Consider the following 16,802-nt stretch of genomic DNA (forward strand, 5'->3'; position numbering starts at 1 on the left):
TCCTTTTCTCATTTCTTATATTTCCAATATGTTTTATTAATCCATTTAAAACAACAACTTGAAATATTTTTTTAATACTAAAGCCCGTTCAATATACCTAAATACGTGGAATCTGTCACATTTTTTCAGATGGTTGCGATGCTTTGTTTTTTCTTTTGCAAAGCCATCCATTAGAATAGCCCCACATTCTTCTTGTTTAGTTAGTTCCATGATTCAGTTAGACCAACTTTCCATTCGTCGCGGTGGGCGTGTTTTATTTCAAAAAGCATCTATGCAATTGCATCCAGGCTGGAAAATCGGCTTAACTGGTGTAAATGGTGCGGGTAAATCGACTCTTTTTTCTGCGCTTTTAGGTGGAATGGAATCTGATGGTGGTTCATTAACACGTCCTGCAGTATGGACCGTCGCGCATATGGCGCAAGAAATCAAAGCGTTGGATATGAAAGCGATTGATTTCGTTCTATCAGGCGATGAAGAATATTGGGATATACAACATAAACTTGAACATCCAGAACAATTAGACAATGAAGCGCTGGCACACTTATATGGCCGATTTGATGAAATCCATGGCTATACAGCTCCATCCAAAGCCTCACAACTGATGGCTGGCCTAGGTTTCTTTGAACATCAGTCCCAACTCAATGTTTCAAGCTTTTCTGGTGGTTGGCGTATGCGTTTAAACCTTGCGCGTACCCTAATGAGCCGTTCAGACCTATTATTACTCGATGAACCAACAAACCACTTAGACTTAGATGCGATTTTGTGGTTAGAAGATTGGTTAAAAGCTTACGAAGGCACACTGATCTTAATTTCACATGACCGTGATTTCTTAGATGCGGTGACTGATCATATTTTACATATTGAAAATCAAGAGCTGACGCTTTACACCGGCAACTATTCGACCTTTGAACGCACCCGTTCTGAGCGCTTGGCACAACAGCAACAAGCCTATGAAAAACAACTCGAAACCCGTGCGCATCTCCAAAAATTTATTGACCGTTTTAAAGCCAAAGCCACTAAAGCTAAGCAGGCGCAAAGCCGTATTAAGCAATTAGAACGCATGCAAGAACTTTCTGCCGCACATGTCGATACGCCATTTACCTTTAGTTTCCGTGAGCCAACCAAAATGAGCTCACCACTGTTACAAATGGAACATGTCGATATTGGCTATGGTGACAAACTGATTGCCACCAATGTAAATTTACAGATTACCCCAAACAGTCGCATTGGTTTACTGGGAATGAATGGTGCGGGTAAATCAACCTTAATTAAATCCTTGGTTGGTGACCTTCCCTTATTACAAGGGATGCGCAAAGCCTCTGAACTATTGAATATTGGCTATTTTGCACAGCATCAAATGGATGCTCTAGATGGCAATGCCAGCCCAATGTTGCAATTATCTCGAATCGCTGACAAAAAAATCAGTGAAGCGGCATTACGTTCATTCTTAGGCAGCTTTGGTTTTAGTGGCGAACGCATGGATACGCCAAGTGAAGGCTTTTCAGGCGGTGAACGAGCACGATTAGCTTTGGCTTTGATTGTTTGGCAGCGCCCCAATGTTTTAATTCTAGATGAACCGACCAACCATTTAGACCTCGATATGCGTCATGCCCTAACTATGGCATTACAAGATTTTGAAGGCGCTGTGGTTTTGGTTTCGCATGAACGTCAATTGATTGCCAGCGTTTGTGACGAATTATTGTTGGTACATCATGGGAAATGTCGCGAATTTGATGGCGACCTCGTGGCTTATGCCGATTGGCTGCGTCAAGCGCGGATCGACATGATGAAAAATAGTCAACAAGCCCCGACTCCCATCAAATCTCAAGTTGAAACTAAACCAACGATTTCCAAAGTCGATAAAGAAGCGCAACGTAAAGAAGCTGCACGTCAACGTGAATTGACCCGCCCGATTCGTAAAAACATTGAAAAAAATGAAGCGCAGATCAGCAAAATTCAGCCACGCTTAAACGAAATCGAGGAATTATTAGCAGACAGTGCTTTATATGAAGCCAGTCGTAAAGATGACTTACTCAAACTGATGAATGAGCAAACAGAGTTAAAAGCCAAACTCGAATCAGTCGAAGAGCAAATGCTTGAATTAATGATGGAATTAGAAGAAATGGAAAGCAGTTTTGAGGCTTAATTTAAAAAGCAAAACCCTAGATTTGCATTATTAAGAAAAGCTAACTTAAGTTCAAAAATCAATCGCCGTGAAATTTAAATGTTCCACGGCGATTTTTTATTTATACTTCACAATAATAATCACACTATAAATCTAAAAAATATTCAAAAAATCGAATGTTCATATCCAACTGGTTATTGCATCGTTAAGGCATTTCTATTCAGAAAGAATCTAAAAATTCAGCGATAGCTTTTATCCTACTTTTATAAATGAATTCAAAAAATACACTTCACATCAAACTCATTGCCACAGTTATCCACAAAAGCCATTTTTAAATTCAAATCTTGGTTTTAAATTCATTTTTATTTTTTAAATTCAAAATATCGAACCACCTTTTTGTGGATAAATATTTTTAAATGATATTATCCACAATTATAAATGACTTTGATGCTGAACACTATTAAATGTGAAAATTCACAAAACTTATCCACATTTGCAAGATGGATGCATTTTATCTCCACTCACGACATCAATTTAAACTTTTTATTGTTTAAGATAAGGCAGAAGGATGGGCTTTTTTTGCCTTTAAAAAACGTAATTCTTGTATTTTCCAGGTCTGATCAAAATGCCAGATTTCCTGTATTTGCTGCTGTGTTTCAGCTAAACCAATTAAAATTTTGCACTCCGTTTGGTCACGATTAAACTCATATTCTTCAAATTCTACGTCTGGTTTTTGTGGTTTCCAAACCCCATTTTTCACTGCATGTGCAATACGTTCATAGCGGACATAATTACTTTCGACACGCCCGTCTTGCTCATAAACCACCTTAAAGTGCTCATCTTCGTATTCGGCTAAAACAGTATAATTTCCGGTAAAAAATGCATTTACCCAGATGTCACGAATGTGTTCAAGTTGATTGTCCATCATATATAGACCTCTTATTTTTAGCTGCTAAGTTCAAATAGATTTGAGCTTAGCATCAGAATAAGTCAATTTTATAAAACACAAATTGGCGATTTAATATTCAATTTTATTTAAGATAGCACAAAAAAAAGCACTCCGAAGAGTGCTTTTTTGAATGATTCTGTAATCAGAATTTAGGCATCAATATCCGCATTTAACGCATTTTCTTCAATGAAAGCACGACGTGGTTCCACATCATCACCCATCAAGCAAGAGAACATACGATCAGCTTCAATCGCATCCTGTACCGTTACTTGCAGCATGTTACGGTTCTCAGGATCCATCGTAGTTTCCCAAAGCTGTTCAGCATTCATCTCACCCAAACCTTTATAGCGCTGAATCATCATGCCACGGCGTGAGTCTTGTAGGATGTTTTGCCAAACCTGATGGAAGCTACTCACTGGAATTTTGCGCTCGCCTTTTTGCAGGTAAGCACCTTCTTCCAATAATGTGAACCAACTCTTCGAATTTTTGAGCAAACGCGCATATTCACCTGAACCCAATAGACCTGAATCTAACAAGTATTGGTGCGGTAAGTTATGAACATAGATGGTAATACGCGGGAAATAGGTCGCTGACTTATTGCCTTCGGTATCTTCATGCTCAAACGTTTCTAAGCTTAATTCAGGACGTAAGCTAGGCTGAGTTTTCTCAATATTGGCACGTAGCTGCTCCCCCCAAGTCTGTACATAGTCTTGGTTATTTGCTTGATCTAACTTAAAGCCTTCTACTGCCAATAAACCATCCAACACACTTGCAGGATAACGTACAGTCAGACGATGCAAACTCTTTTGAGAGGTTTGATAATCCGCAATCACACCCGCTAAAGCCTCACCACGAATGGCTGGTGCTTCTGCACTGATGTGTAATTCAAGCTCATCAATTGCATTTGAAATCAGGTAAGTCTCAAGCGCATCATTATCTTTGATGTACTGTTCTTGCTTGCCTTTTTTCAGCTTATACAACGGTGGCTGTGCAATATAAATATATCCACGTTCCACAAGTTCTGGCATTTGACGGAAGAAGAAGGTCAACAGTAGCGTACGAATGTGCGAACCATCGACGTCAGCATCGGTCATGATGATGATTTTGTGATAACGCAGTTTATCTGGGTTATATTCCTCACGGCCAATACCACAACCTAAAGCAGTAATCAGTGTTCCCACTTCTTGTGAAGAAATCATCTTGTCAAAACGTGCACGTTCCACGTTGAGGATTTTACCTTTCAGCGGCAAAATCGCTTGCATCTTACGGTTACGGCCTTGTTTTGCAGAACCGCCCGCAGAGTCACCTTCGACTAAGTAAAGTTCAGACAATGCAGGATCTTTTTCCTGACAATCGGCCAATTTACCTGGCAAACCAGCAATATCCAGCGCACTCTTACGACGTGTCATTTCACGTGCTTTACGTGCTGCATCACGCGCACGTGCTGCATCAATAATCTTGCCTGCAATCGATTTAGCGGCTTGTGGGTTCTCTAAAAGATATTCAGAGAACGATTTATTCATGGCTTGCTCAACCGCAGTTTTCACTTCGCTCGACACCAATTTTTCTTTGGTTTGCGAAGAGAATTTTGGATCAGGCACTTTCACCGAAACAATCGCAGTTAAACCTTCACGTGCATCATCACCAGAAACCGCCACTTTCTCTTTTTTGAGTAAGTTTTCGCTTTCCATGTAGCTGTTTAAGCCACGGGTTAATGCAGCACGGAAACCCGCTAAATGCGTACCGCCATCTTTTTGTGGAATGTTGTTGGTAAAGCAACGAACATTTTCCTGATAAGAATCGTTCCACTGCAATGCAACTTCTACACCAATGCCATTATCCGCTTGAGTGGTAAAATGGAAGATATCATTCAGATGAGTTTTGCCTTGGTTGATATATTTCACAAACTCAGACAAACCACCTTCATAGTCATAAACGTGCTCTAAATTGATACGTTCGTCACGTAGCACAATTCGCACACCTGCATTCAGGAACGATAATTCACGTAAACGACGCGCCAAAATATCGACATTAAAAATCGTTTGACTGAAGGTTTCAGCACTTGGCCAGAAACGTACACGTGTACCTGTACGATCTGTCTCACCCACCACTTTTAATGGATACACGGAATCACCGTGTTTATATTCTTGCTGGTGGATTTGACCTGCACGATGAATGGTTAATTCGAGCTTGCTTGAAAGCGCATTCACCACGGATACACCTACACCGTGTAGACCGCCTGAAACTTTATAGCTGTTATCGTCAAATTTACCGCCCGCATGCAGAATCGTCAAAATCACTTCTGCTGCAGAAACACCTTCTTCTGGGTGAATGTCGGTAGGAATACCACGACCGTTATCCGATACGCTTACAGATTCATCTTCATGAATGGTGACATTGATCTCGTCACAATGACCTGCCAACGCTTCATCAATTGAGTTATCGACAACTTCAAACACCATGTGGTGTAGGCCAGTACCATCGTCAGTATCACCAATATACATGCCCGGACGCTTACGTACAGCGTCTAGACCACGTAATACTTTGATGCTAGAGGAATCATAAGCTTTTTCTATGGTTTGTTCTGTTTGAGAAGCAGCTTGATCTTCTGAACTCATGGTTTCTCCCTAGTGAAAAATAGGTCTATCCAAAGGTGGTATTTCATTGCACAACAGCCTGCACCGTACCATTTTCAACTTTGAATAATTGATAAGAAATAGATAAATCATGTAAGTGTTTTTGCACTGAATCATGGTCTAAAGTGGTAATAAAAACTTGACTACCAAGATGGCTTAAACGCTCAATTAAACGCTGTTGTGCGGTTAAATCTAATTCTGCTGTCAGATCATCTAATAATACCACAGTTTCCTTATTACAAGCATGTAGCATTGCTATCTGTGACAGTTTTAACGCCATGATCAATAACTTTTTTTGCCCACGAGAGAGCACAACATCTGCATCCCCCATAGCGGTTTTTAACCTTAAATCTGCACGGTGCGGACCATACTCAGTATAGCCACGTTGGCAGTCTTTAAAGTGCTGATTGGTCAGATCATTCAACAGCCCTGTTTCGGCATGAAAGCCTGCACTATATTCCAACGTCACTGTTAAATGCGGCAATAAGGCTTGGAGATCTTGTTGGAAATATCGAGTCCACTGTTCCACCACATTACTGCGCAGACTATGTAATATCTCACCATAATCACTGAGCATTTTGTTCCACGGTTCTAAGTCAGACAGACTCAAATGACGTCGTGATTTCAGCAAACTATTCCGCTGTTTTAATGCCCGTGCATAATATTGCCATGCATGGTAAAACTCCGGTTCCACGTGGAACATCAACCAATCTAAAAGTTGACGTCGTGGCTTCGCACCATGATCAATAATATCGGTACTTTGTGGATCGATGAGTTGTAGCGGTAAAATCTTGGCCAACTGCCCTTGTGTCCCCACAAGGTCGCCATTGATTTTTATCACTTGCTCGCCCGACTGCATTTTTTGCATACCAATGCGGTCTGTTGCAGACTGCGCAAAGACGACAGCGTCAGGGCTGTTATTTTGAATATAATTTTTCGGAATATGGGTTCGAAAAGAACGTCCAGTTGCCAGCAAATGTACTGCTTCTAATACAGAAGTTTTGCCTGAACCATTTTGCCCATAAAAGACATTAAACGGTTGCAACCCAGAGAGTGCAACCGTCTTTAAATTTCGAACACGTTCTACATGTAAACGCGTGATATGCATAATAATTGAGACGTCAGTCCGAATTAAACACGCATTGGCATCACAACATAGGTTTGATCTTGTTGTTGTGGATCTTGTACCAATACAGATTGGTTGGCTTCTGTCATGGTCATTGCAACATCATCACCATCCAATACATTCAGAACTTCCAATAAGTACTGTGCATTGAATGACATTTCCATCGGTGCATCAGCATATTGAATTGCGAGATCTTCGATAGCTTCATCTTGCTCAGGGTTATTGGCACGAAGTTGTAAAGTGTCCGCATCAAACTTCAAGAATACGCCGCGCAATTTTTCATTACTTAAAATCGCCACACGTTGTAGTGATTGTTTAAATACATCATGTGCAATGCGCACATTTTTATCACCACCACGTGGAATCACACGGCGGTAGTCAGGGAATTTACCATCGATCAATTTTGTGGTGAAACGTACGGTAATATCACCCTGCTCTTTATCACGGCTGGCAATGGTAATCGTTACATTTAATAATTCACGACCAATTAACAACGATAATTGCTCGTCTTCAACACTCAATAGACGCTGCAATTCACCTACAGCTTTACGTGGAACAATCGCTTGCATTGCTTGTGTCGCATTCGAGCTTGCCACTGTTTCACACATCGCTAAACGGTGACCATCGGTCGTTACTGCACGCAATTGATTTTCATCAATTTCAAGCAAAGTACCCGTCAAATAAAAACGCACATCTTGAACCGCCATGGCAAAAGACGTTTTTTCAAATAAACGCTTTAACTCACGTTGAGTCACACCGACTTGAGTGCCTTGAGTATTTTCAGTGGTTAATAATGGATAGTCTTCTGCAGGCAAAGTACCCAATACAAAACGACTGTTGCCAGATTTTAAAATACAACGTTGATCTTCAGTAATTTGCAAATCAATCAATGCCGCTGACGGTAATGATTTACAGATATCCATCAATTTACGTGCAGGAACAGTCGTCACTCCTGCTTGTAAACATGCACCTTCAGTAAGTGGTGTGCTTGCAACCAGTTCAACTTCAAGATCTGAACCGGTAATGGTCAAAGCTTGCTCAGTTACCTGTACTTTTACATTGGATAAAATATTTAAGGTATGGCGACGTTCAACCGCTCCTACGACATGTGATAGAACATTCAGTAAGCTTTCTTTCGCGATTTTTAAACGCACGATACATTCCTCTAAAAACTGAAGATAGACAAAATAAATTAATTTTTTAGCAGTGTACTATGCGGCAGAATATACCGCATTGCAAGAACAGAATTTGAACGAAAAGACTTAACTTTGCAGCAGACGTTGCAAGTTTTTATAGTCCTCATTGAAGATTGGATCTTCTTCACGCAGGCTTTGTACTTTTTCACAGGCATGCATCACAGTACTGTGGTCACGATTACCAAAAGCCATACCAATTTCAGGGAAACTATCCCCTGTCAGTTCACGTGCTAGCCCCATAGCCAACTGACGTGGACGTGCATAAATACGTGTACGTTTTGGACCAACCAATTCTTTCAATGGAATACGGAAATATTCACTCACCACACGCTGAATGTTTTCAGTACTGATGGTGCGCGCACGAATTGCCAACACATCTTTTAACGATTCACGCACCACATCTAGATCGATTGGGGTGCCTTTAAAACGAGAAATGGCTACGACTTTATTCAGCGCACCTTCTAGTTCACGGACATTAGCAACCACTTGTTGAGCAATAAACAGCGCACAATTCCGTGGAAGTTCCACCCCATTGCTTTCCGCTTTTTTCAGTAAAATTTCAATACGGGTTTCAATATCAGGCGGTTCAACACCCACCGATAAGCCCCATGAAAAACGTGAAACCAAACGTGGATCTAGCTCAGTCAGTTCTTTTGGATAACGATCTGAGGTTAAAATGATTTGTTTAGATTCATCCAATAACGCGTTGAAGGTATAGAAAAACTCAACTAAGCTGGCCTCTTTACCCGCCAACAAATGAATATCATCCACCAATAACAAATCTAGCGAACGACAGTTTTTCTTGAATTCTTCGACCTTACCTTGCTGTAGCGAGCTCACAAAGTCTTGTACAAAACTTTCAGCCGTCATGTACATCACACGTGCATTCGGCTTCGCTTGCAATAATGCATTACCTACGGCTTGCATTAAATGGGTTTTACCTAAACCAGTCGGTCCATATAAAAATAACGGGTTATGCTGCGAAGCACCGGGCTGCGTCAAGACTTTACGACAGGTTTCTGCCGCCATCTGATTGGAACGACCTTCAACAAACAAGGAAAAGGTAAATAATGGGTTAAGCTGACGCTTACGGTTATTTTTTGAAGACGTCTCTTCTTTTTCTTTTTTAGGACGAGTCGGTGCCGATACTTGTGGTGTTGACTCTAATGCTGCGGTGGTTGTTGCTGGTTGTTCAGCTGCAGATAAAATTGCACCAGGCCGTGAATCAACCAAAATCTCAACTTTACGTACCCGACCTTCAGACAACTGTTCCGCTAAAATTGAAATCAGTTCTAAATGGTGCTCTTGAATATAGCGCGTCCAATACGGATTCGGTGCATAGAGTTTTAGACTATCACCTGCATCTTCTGCCACCAGTGGGCGTATCCACATTGTATAGACATTTCCTGAAAGCTCTTGTCGCAAGCGAGTTAAGCAGTCTGTCCAAAGCATGTGAAACCCCTATTTCAGTCCATTGTACGTAAAAAAATAATTCAACCCCGCCTAAGCGGGCAGCCATTCTAACCATCTTATCCACATCTGTCATGAACAAATCAGTCGAAATCGATCAAAAAAACGCAAATTGAGTTTAAATTTAAATTTAAATCACGTGTGGATAAGTTTATCCGCAAGCTGTGGATAAATTGTAGCACAAAGTTATCCACAAACTATCAAAATTATAAAAACATCGTTATCCACAATATAATTATTTGTTTTTTAAATCTAAAAATGCGTTTTCCACAGAAAATATCAACACTAATAGTAATAAATTTAAATTTTAAAATTTGAATTTATTTATAAGATCGACCCATTCTGGGGATAACTCGAGGGTTGGTTTAAATTCAAATTTAAATTCATAAAAACCAATTCACAAATTCGAGACTGTGGATAAATCTGTGAGTAAACTTGAAGATAACTTAAATAATTAACATATACAATGATTTAGTTTGTGAGTATTTTAATTTAAACCTTTATAACTGATTTCTAATCCTTATATTATCTTGATATATCACAGCCTAGATTTTGAAAGAAAGCGTGTTTTTCATTGACAGCTCAAGCAATGAGCACTAAAATCGCGAACCTTTACTGAAAGATCATTTTTGGAGTTTCGATATGAAACGTACTTTCCAACCTTCTGAGTTGAAACGTAAACGCGTTCATGGTTTCCGTGCTCGCATGGCTACTAAAGCTGGCCGTCAAGTATTAGCGCGTCGTCGTGCGAAAGGTCGTCACAGCTTAACTGTTTAATTTCAGTTAAGACTGTCAAGACTTGGGTGTTATGACAACACTTTACGGCTTTAGCACAGATGTGCGAATACACTGTGCTGCCGATTATAAAAGTGTGTTCGATGGTGCGCTTTTTAAAGTGCATCAACCCCATTTCTTATTTCTAGCAAAAATCTCCGAACAGCCGAATAGCCGTTTGGGTATTGTTGTTGCTAAGAAAAAAGTGCGCCGCGCACATGAAAGAAATCGAGTAAAGCGACTTGCACGCGAAAGTTTTCGCCTGCATCAACAGCAGTCTAATGTATTAGATATTGTCGTTATGCCAAAAATGGGCATAGAGGCGGTACCGAATGCAGAGTTGCATCAGCAATTACAATTTGCTTGGCAAAAATTGCAGCGCCTTGCAAATAAGCATAAAAAAATAGCTACCTCCCCACAAGCGTAGAGATGACCAATGGTTCGTTTACTGCATTGGCTCATTCGTTTCTATCAGATTGCGATTAGTCCTTTATTGGGACCACGCTGTCGTTATATTCCAACATGTTCTCAATATTCTTTGGAAGCAGTCCATCAACATGGTGCTGTACGTGGAGTGTGTCTAGCTGTTCAGCGTATTTGCCGTTGTCATCCTTGGGGCGGTTCAGGCTATGATCCTGTTCCATCAAAAGCAATTCGTTTTATTTCATTTCAGCAAATAGATTCTCAAACGCTTCACGTTGCTGTACCCTTTCGTGAACGTTTATTGAACCAAAATCACTCTAACCACTTGGGGTAATACCTATGCAACAATGGGCCAGGATTGCAATTCTAGGGGCCATGTTTGTTGTCGCATATTTGCTCATTTTGGCTTGGCAGAAAGATTATGGAAATGCGGAACAAAAACCTCAGCAAAATGCTGCGGTGGTAACGCATGAAGTATCTGCCGATTTACCAAATGGCCAGACAGCTACGGCTGCTACTGATGTGCCGCAAGCAAATAATGCTGCTACACAACAAACAACAGATGCCACTGCACCTGTTAGTCAACAGTTAATTTCAGTACAAACTGACCTTTACCATCTTTGGATTAATCCAAAGGGTGGCGATATTGTTCGTATTGAATTACTCAATCATGACAAAAATAAAGACAGCGATGAACCGTTTGTAATGCTTGAAAGCGATGCAAAACGGACTTATGTTGCTCAGTCTGGCTTAATTGGTCTTAATGGCCCTGACAGCAATCCGAAAGGACGTCCGACCTATGAGATTGAAAAATCTTCATATACGTTAAATGACGCAAAAGCTGTGAAGGGTAAAGATGGCCAAACAGCAAAAGTTTTGTCAGTACCAATGGTTTATAAAACAGCAGATGGTGTAGAGGTTATTAAAACCTTTAACTTCACTGAAGGTGAATACCCTGTTGTTGTGAATCATAAAATCGTGAACCGCAGTGCTCAGAACTGGCAAGGTCAGATGTTTGGTCAGCTTAAACGCGACAACTCTGAAGATCCAGGTAAATCTGATCAAGGTATTTTCACTTTAGGTACATTCCTTGGTGGTGCATGGGGTACGCCTGAAGAACATTACAACAAACTTAAATTTGCCAACTTCAATGAAGAAAAATTGAATGTTGAAGCAACTGGCGGTTGGGTTGCAATGGTTCAGCATTACTTCGTGAGTGCGTGGATTCCTGGACAGATCAAATTAACGCAAGCCAATGGTCAGCCTTATGCTGCGAAACTTGAGTCACGTAAATCTACTGATGATATGAACATTATTCAGTTCACTTCACCTGCAATCAATGTTCCTGCAGGAACTGTGGCAGAAGTAGATGCAACGTTCTATTCAGGTCCAAAAATCCAATCTGAATTAAAAGAATTGGCGGTTGGTTTAAACCAAACTGTAGACTACGGTTGGTTGTGGCCTATTGCGAAATTATTGTTTGTCGGTCTTGAGTTTTTCCACGGTTTAGTGGGTAACTGGGGTTGGTCAATTATTCTATTGACGATTCTGGTGAAACTGATCTTATGGCCATTGTCGTCGAAGAGCTACCGCTCTATGGCGAAAATGCGTGTGATTGCACCTGAAATGCAACGCATGAAAGAAGAGTTCGGTGAAGACCGTATGCGCTTCTCGCAAGAAATGATGGCATTGTATAAACGTGAACAAGTGAATCCACTGTCGGGTTGCTTGCCGTTATTGCTCCAAATGCCGATCTTCCTTGCTTTGTACTGGGTATTGATGGAGTCTGTTGAACTACGTCATGCGCCGTGGTTAGGTTGGATTCAAGATTTATCTGCGATGGATCCATGGTTTATTTTGCCGCTATTAATGGGCTTGACCATGTTCATTCAGCAAAGTTTGAACCCACAACCGGCTGATCCAATGCAGGCGAAAGTCTTCAAAATCATGCCAGTGATCTTTACGGTATTTATGTTGTTCTTCCCTGCGGGCCTTGTGCTTTACTGGATCTGTAACAACAGTATTACTATTCTTCAACAAGGTTTGATTAACAAATCAGTTGAAAAAGACCGTTTAAAACGTGAAGCGGCTGACTCAGCAAACTAAGCATTGCTGATGGGCTGAATAAATCCGCTTAAGATGGTAATCTTAGGCGGATTTTTCTTTATCTGTCGTTTGAAAATTTTTAGGTGAATTTTATGTTAAACCGAACCACCATCGCAGCAATTGCCACACCGCCGGGTCGTGGTGGTGTCGGCGTGATTCGCCTGTCTGGTCCCAAATCTTATGCCATTGCAGAAGCATTAACGCAGCAATCCCTACCTCAAGCTCGTTTTGCTGGTTTCCGTAAGTTTTATGATGCATCGAATGAAATCATGGATGAAGGTTTGGTGATTTGCTTTCCAAATCCGCACTCTTTTACGGGCGAGGATGTGGTGGAGCTTCAAGGTCATGGCGGCCCCGTTATTCAAAATGCATTATTGGCACGGTTACTTGAATTGGGTGCTATTGCTGCAAAAGCGGGCGAATTTTCAATGCGCGCCTTTGAAAATGGCAAAATGGACTTGGTGCAAGCCGAGGCGATTGCCGACCTGATTGATGCCACCTCACAAGCAGCGGCACGTTCTGCGGTACGTTCATTACAAGGTGCCTTTTCGAGCAAGGTTAATACGGTGCTAGAAAAACTTATCCATTTGCGTTTGCATGTGGAAGCAGCGATTGATTTTCCTGAAGAAGAAATCGACTTTTTGGCGGATGGTAAGATTTTGGGCTTATTGGATGAAGTGGCAAGCTCGGTCCATGCTGTACAGCAGTCTGCTCGTCAAGGTCAGTTACTACGTGAGGGTTTACAAGTGGTGATTGCCGGTAAACCTAATGCAGGTAAGTCATCTCTACTCAATGCTTTGGCGGGTGTGGAACGTGCGATTGTGACGAATATTGCAGGTACGACACGTGATGTTTTACATGAAAAAATAAGCCTCAATGGTTTGCCGATTACTTTGACCGATACCGCTGGTTTACGTGAAACCGGTGATATCGTCGAAAAAGAAGGGATTCGCCGCGCAATTAAAGAAATTGAGCAAGCTGACTTGTTACTTTTGGTCTATGACTTAAGTCAGGGCGAAGATCCACTGCAATTGGCTCAAGCGTACTTCGCGGATCATATTGAACCGAAGCGTTTGATGCTGATTGGTAATAAATGCGATTTGACGGGATCTACCGCAGAAATTACCGATTTAAACGGTTTTCGACATATTCGTGTTTCGGCTAAACAAGAAACCGGCGTTCAAGCGCTTATTGATGCGATTACAGCGCATGCAGGCTTTCAACCAGAGGAAGATACCTTTATTGCTCGAACACGTCATTTAGATGCAATGAAGCGCACTCAGCGCTATCTTGCAGAAGCACGTGAGCAGTTGGTGGTTTATCATGCGGGTGAGTTGGTAGCCGAGTCTCTACGTTTGGCGCAAAATGCCTTAGGTGAAATTACGGGTGATTTCAGTGCAGATGATTTACTCGGGAAGATTTTTGGATCGTTCTGTATCGGAAAGTAATAAAACGATTGAGCTCCTCATTTCACCTATGGATAGATCCATCCAAAGCACGATGTTCGAAAACATCGTGCTTTTTTTACATCGTTTAGCGAGGGTTTGAGCCCAAAATGATTTTAAAGATCGTTCTCAGCACATCTTTCATTTTCATCCCATAAAAAGGATTGATTGCTGCTCTTTTCGATGCGGCTTCAACTTTGACTTTGAGTGTTGCATAGTCTGGAAATTGTTGCTGTTGCGAAGATTTTTCGACCGCTGACAAAATATCAATTAAAAAAGCACGATTGATTTTTGAACTTAATGGAATGGATTGATACCACTGTTTTTCAAAGCGACGATCTAAAAAGATATCGGGAATTTCGGGGCTAGTGGCATAAAACATGGCTTTGGTGCGCATACATTTGCTGCATTGACCACAATTTTTAGGTCGAGCCGTATAGTTCACACAGATCGACAGGGTTTGTAAATCTAAGTTCGATTGGCTTAAAAATGCGGTTTTTTGTGATCGCGTGACATCATCGTCGAGGGTGATTAAGACCCCAGATCGGTTCTTCATCAATCGGTTGGATGCCGTATTTGAGCCATAGGGATGAACGAATAATTGTTGATCTAAACGGTAATCGGCTGAAATTCGATATTGCTGGTAATGTTCAAAAATCGAAGCGCAGGAAAACAGCGAAAAGATATGTGTGACATGCGAACCTTTAGGGTTACAGCCATATTTACTGTACAGCGCGTAAGCATCAGTTTTTACCACGCGACTTTGCTTAAAAACTTGGCTTCTAAAACTATGGGTCTGATCCATTAAGGCCTGAAATTTTTCATGGTCATCAAATTTATAATCCATTCCATGCACAGTGAGACAATCAGAGTCTTGTCCATTTTCAAGAAAAGCTTTGTATGTACTATATGTGGAGTCAATCCCACCGCTAAAAAAGCTTAAATTTTGAGTGGGTTGGTTTGCTGGTGGTGTTTGAATGATTGATGCAGCACTGAGCATGACTGGTTGATATAAATCAGGTAACCAAGCGGCCCAGACCGTTGAAACCTCACGTGCGGAGTGGAGGGTTTGTATTGAAATAGGTCCTTCTACATGCAGCGGGATGCCAAGGCGCATAGCAATGGGTAAAAAGCCCCAAACGATAAAATCATAGGTTTCTAATTGCGGTAAGGATTCAAAGGGTAAAATATAGTGAATATTCCCGTATTCGCTGTTGGCGATGATTTGATTTTCTGCAGTGTTAATTTGACATTGAATTTTTAGCATTTTTTAAAATTTTTGAATCACATCACACAAGATCTTAATTTAATTTGATTGATTTTTATAGGGTTTCTTAATTGTTTTTGGGTTTAAGAAGCACCCAATACAAGATGCTTCTTGAATAAGTTTAGTGGTTAATTGGTGTTCAGACTGCGGTGCCAAAGCAATAAGCCGATACACAATAAACCTACGCCAATACAAAAACCTAAAACACCGACCATCAAGCCAAAATGATCAGATAAATAACCGGCCGCAATAATTGGAATAATGGTGCCTAGATATCCAATAAATAAATAGGTCGAGATCACCGCAGCACGGTTTTGATTGTTGGTCATTTGATGAACTAAGCCAAATGCGCCTAAAAGCCCCAGACCATGACCGACACCCACTAAAATATCGCTAATAAAAAACAATGCACTCCAGTGTTGGGTCATACATAGGGCAAGAAGTGCATAGCTCAGTATTAACACCATTAAGCCGGCATTGACACATTTTTCAGAAGGAATCGATTTCGCCATAAATTGCACGACAGCGGAAACCAGCAAGATACTTGCAATGGCACTACCACTGACCAAAGGGCCATGCCATGGGATCGCATCTTTGACGAAAGAGGGTGCGAGTGATGCAAATAAGCTAAAAGAGCCAAAGGCACAAAAGGCAGTCAGTCCGGCGATATAAAATCGTGAATGATCACGCTTTTCAGGCAATTCCAAATGTGGTGCCACTGAAAAAGGCTGTGGCTCAAAGTTCGGTGTGCGAATAAAAAACAACCCAATTAGACATGCCAAACCCCCAAAGATCACAGGGATATAAGGGGTGACTAAAGGCTGTTCCGAAAATTGGGCAATCACCCCACCAATAAATGGGCCAAGACCAAAACCAATCACGGTAATGATTGAACTCAGCTGCGGTGCATTATTTTTATGCTGTTCAGGAATGGTATAGAGAGGTGGTAATTAAACCCGAGGCAATCCCGATAATAAAGCGCCCGATAGATAACCACAGTGCATTACTGGCAAACACTGATAAGCTTAAACCTAAGATGATGCACGCCATACCGATTTGCAGGGTTCTTAAAAAACCAAAACTGTTACTGGTACGACCTAAAAACAGCAAGGTCGCTAGGCAACCAAACATGTAGGCAACAAAGATATAGGTGATATGACTCGGCAGCAGTCCCCAAAGTTGTTGATAAATGGGATACAGAGGACTAGCTAGCGCTGTACCAATAGTGCCCATACAGAGTGCAAGGCTCACCATGATAAACGGTCGCCAAGAGGGAGATGTGGTC

At 41.2% G+C, this 16,802-nt stretch carries 12 protein-coding genes and 1 pseudogene; 6 read left to right on the forward strand and 7 right to left on the reverse strand.

Going from position 1 to position 16,802, the window contains the following annotated elements; translation table 11 throughout:
• The first annotated feature begins 208 nt into the window (after positions 1-208).
• Positions 209-2,146: an ATP-binding cassette domain-containing protein gene (locus tag FTU05_RS15465; RefSeq protein ID WP_180005500.1), complete on the forward strand. Its 1,938-nt coding sequence runs from the start codon at positions 209-211 to the stop codon at positions 2,144-2,146.
• A 529-nt stretch (positions 2,147-2,675) separates the two neighbouring features.
• On the opposite strand, the gene FTU05_RS15470 is transcribed toward FTU05_RS15465, so the two are convergent.
• The 5 genes from FTU05_RS15470 to dnaA form a co-directional block, all read right to left on the reverse strand.
• On the reverse strand, positions 2,676-3,053 hold the full coding sequence (locus FTU05_RS15470) for a hypothetical protein (RefSeq protein ID WP_078189504.1): 378 nt from the start codon (positions 3,051-3,053) through the stop codon (positions 2,676-2,678).
• A gap of 170 nt (positions 3,054-3,223) precedes the next feature.
• On the reverse strand, positions 3,224-5,692 hold the full coding sequence (gyrB, locus tag FTU05_RS15475) for a DNA topoisomerase (ATP-hydrolyzing) subunit B (RefSeq protein WP_180005501.1): 2,469 nt from the start codon (positions 5,690-5,692) through the stop codon (positions 3,224-3,226).
• A gap of 43 nt (positions 5,693-5,735) precedes the next feature.
• Entirely contained in the window at positions 5,736-6,818 is a 1,083-nt protein-coding gene (recF, locus tag FTU05_RS15480; protein WP_180165927.1) for a DNA replication/repair protein RecF, read from the reverse strand.
• Positions 6,819-6,841: 23 nt separating this feature from the next.
• A complete protein-coding gene (dnaN, locus tag FTU05_RS15485) occupies positions 6,842-7,990 on the reverse strand; it encodes a DNA polymerase III subunit beta (protein ID WP_180005503.1) in 1,149 nt (382 codons plus the stop codon).
• A gap of 108 nt (positions 7,991-8,098) precedes the next feature.
• Entirely contained in the window at positions 8,099-9,484 is a 1,386-nt protein-coding gene (gene dnaA / locus FTU05_RS15490) for a chromosomal replication initiator protein DnaA (protein ID WP_180005504.1), read from the reverse strand.
• Positions 9,485-10,144: 660 nt separating this feature from the next.
• Between dnaA and rpmH the strand changes: the two genes are divergently transcribed.
• From rpmH to mnmE, 5 genes are all read left to right on the forward strand, one after another.
• On the forward strand, positions 10,145-10,279 hold the full coding sequence (rpmH, locus tag FTU05_RS15495; RefSeq protein WP_000831329.1) for a 50S ribosomal protein L34: 135 nt from the start codon (positions 10,145-10,147) through the stop codon (positions 10,277-10,279).
• A 31-nt stretch (positions 10,280-10,310) separates the two neighbouring features.
• Positions 10,311-10,703, forward strand: a complete 393-nt coding sequence (rnpA, locus tag FTU05_RS15500; RefSeq protein ID WP_078189509.1) for a ribonuclease P protein component — start codon at positions 10,311-10,313, stop codon at positions 10,701-10,703.
• A 9-nt stretch (positions 10,704-10,712) separates the two neighbouring features.
• Positions 10,713-11,033, forward strand: coding sequence for a membrane protein insertion efficiency factor YidD (gene yidD, locus FTU05_RS15505; protein ID WP_078189510.1), 321 nt, complete (start codon positions 10,713-10,715; stop codon positions 11,031-11,033).
• Between the two features lie 5 nt (positions 11,034-11,038).
• Positions 11,039-12,805, forward strand: a complete 1,767-nt coding sequence (gene yidC / locus FTU05_RS15510; protein ID WP_180005505.1) for a membrane protein insertase YidC — start codon at positions 11,039-11,041, stop codon at positions 12,803-12,805.
• 92 nt (positions 12,806-12,897) lie between these two features.
• Positions 12,898-14,253 (forward strand): tRNA uridine-5-carboxymethylaminomethyl(34) synthesis GTPase MnmE, encoded by a 1,356-nt coding sequence (mnmE, locus tag FTU05_RS15515; RefSeq protein ID WP_180005506.1) that lies wholly within the window; start codon positions 12,898-12,900, stop codon positions 14,251-14,253.
• Between the two features lie 85 nt (positions 14,254-14,338).
• Here mnmE and FTU05_RS15520 read toward each other — a convergent pair whose 3' ends face one another.
• On the reverse strand, positions 14,339-15,517 hold the full coding sequence (locus FTU05_RS15520; protein WP_180005507.1) for a hypothetical protein: 1,179 nt from the start codon (positions 15,515-15,517) through the stop codon (positions 14,339-14,341).
• A gap of 128 nt (positions 15,518-15,645) precedes the next feature.
• Positions 15,646-16,802: pseudogene (locus tag FTU05_RS15525) on the reverse strand (MFS transporter); the annotation flags it as partial.

Origin of the sequence: Acinetobacter sp. YH12049, from assembly GCF_013419875.1 — a bacterium.
In the GTDB taxonomy this organism is placed as follows: Bacteria; Pseudomonadota; Gammaproteobacteria; order Pseudomonadales; family Moraxellaceae; genus Acinetobacter; species Acinetobacter amyesii.

Coding starts and splice junctions, on each gene's coding strand:
- mnmE (WP_180005506.1), top strand. CDS start 12,898: ATGTTAAACCGAACCACCATCGCAGCAATTGCCACACCGCCGGGTCGT.
- FTU05_RS15465 (WP_180005500.1), top strand. CDS start 209: ATGATTCAGTTAGACCAACTTTCCATTCGTCGCGGTGGGCGTGTTTTA.
- gyrB (WP_180005501.1), bottom strand. CDS start 5,692: ATGAGTTCAGAAGATCAAGCTGCTTCTCAAACAGAACAAACCATAGAA.
- FTU05_RS15470 (WP_078189504.1), bottom strand. CDS start 3,053: ATGATGGACAATCAACTTGAACACATTCGTGACATCTGGGTAAATGCA.
- rnpA (WP_078189509.1), top strand. CDS start 10,311: ATGACAACACTTTACGGCTTTAGCACAGATGTGCGAATACACTGTGCT.
- dnaA (WP_180005504.1), bottom strand. CDS start 9,484: ATGCTTTGGACAGACTGCTTAACTCGCTTGCGACAAGAGCTTTCAGGA.
- yidD (WP_078189510.1), top strand. CDS start 10,713: ATGGTTCGTTTACTGCATTGGCTCATTCGTTTCTATCAGATTGCGATT.
- FTU05_RS15520 (WP_180005507.1), bottom strand. CDS start 15,517: ATGCTAAAAATTCAATGTCAAATTAACACTGCAGAAAATCAAATCATC.
- yidC (WP_180005505.1), top strand. CDS start 11,039: ATGCAACAATGGGCCAGGATTGCAATTCTAGGGGCCATGTTTGTTGTC.
- recF (WP_180165927.1), bottom strand. CDS start 6,818: ATGCATATCACGCGTTTACATGTAGAACGTGTTCGAAATTTAAAGACG.
- rpmH (WP_000831329.1), top strand. CDS start 10,145: ATGAAACGTACTTTCCAACCTTCTGAGTTGAAACGTAAACGCGTTCAT.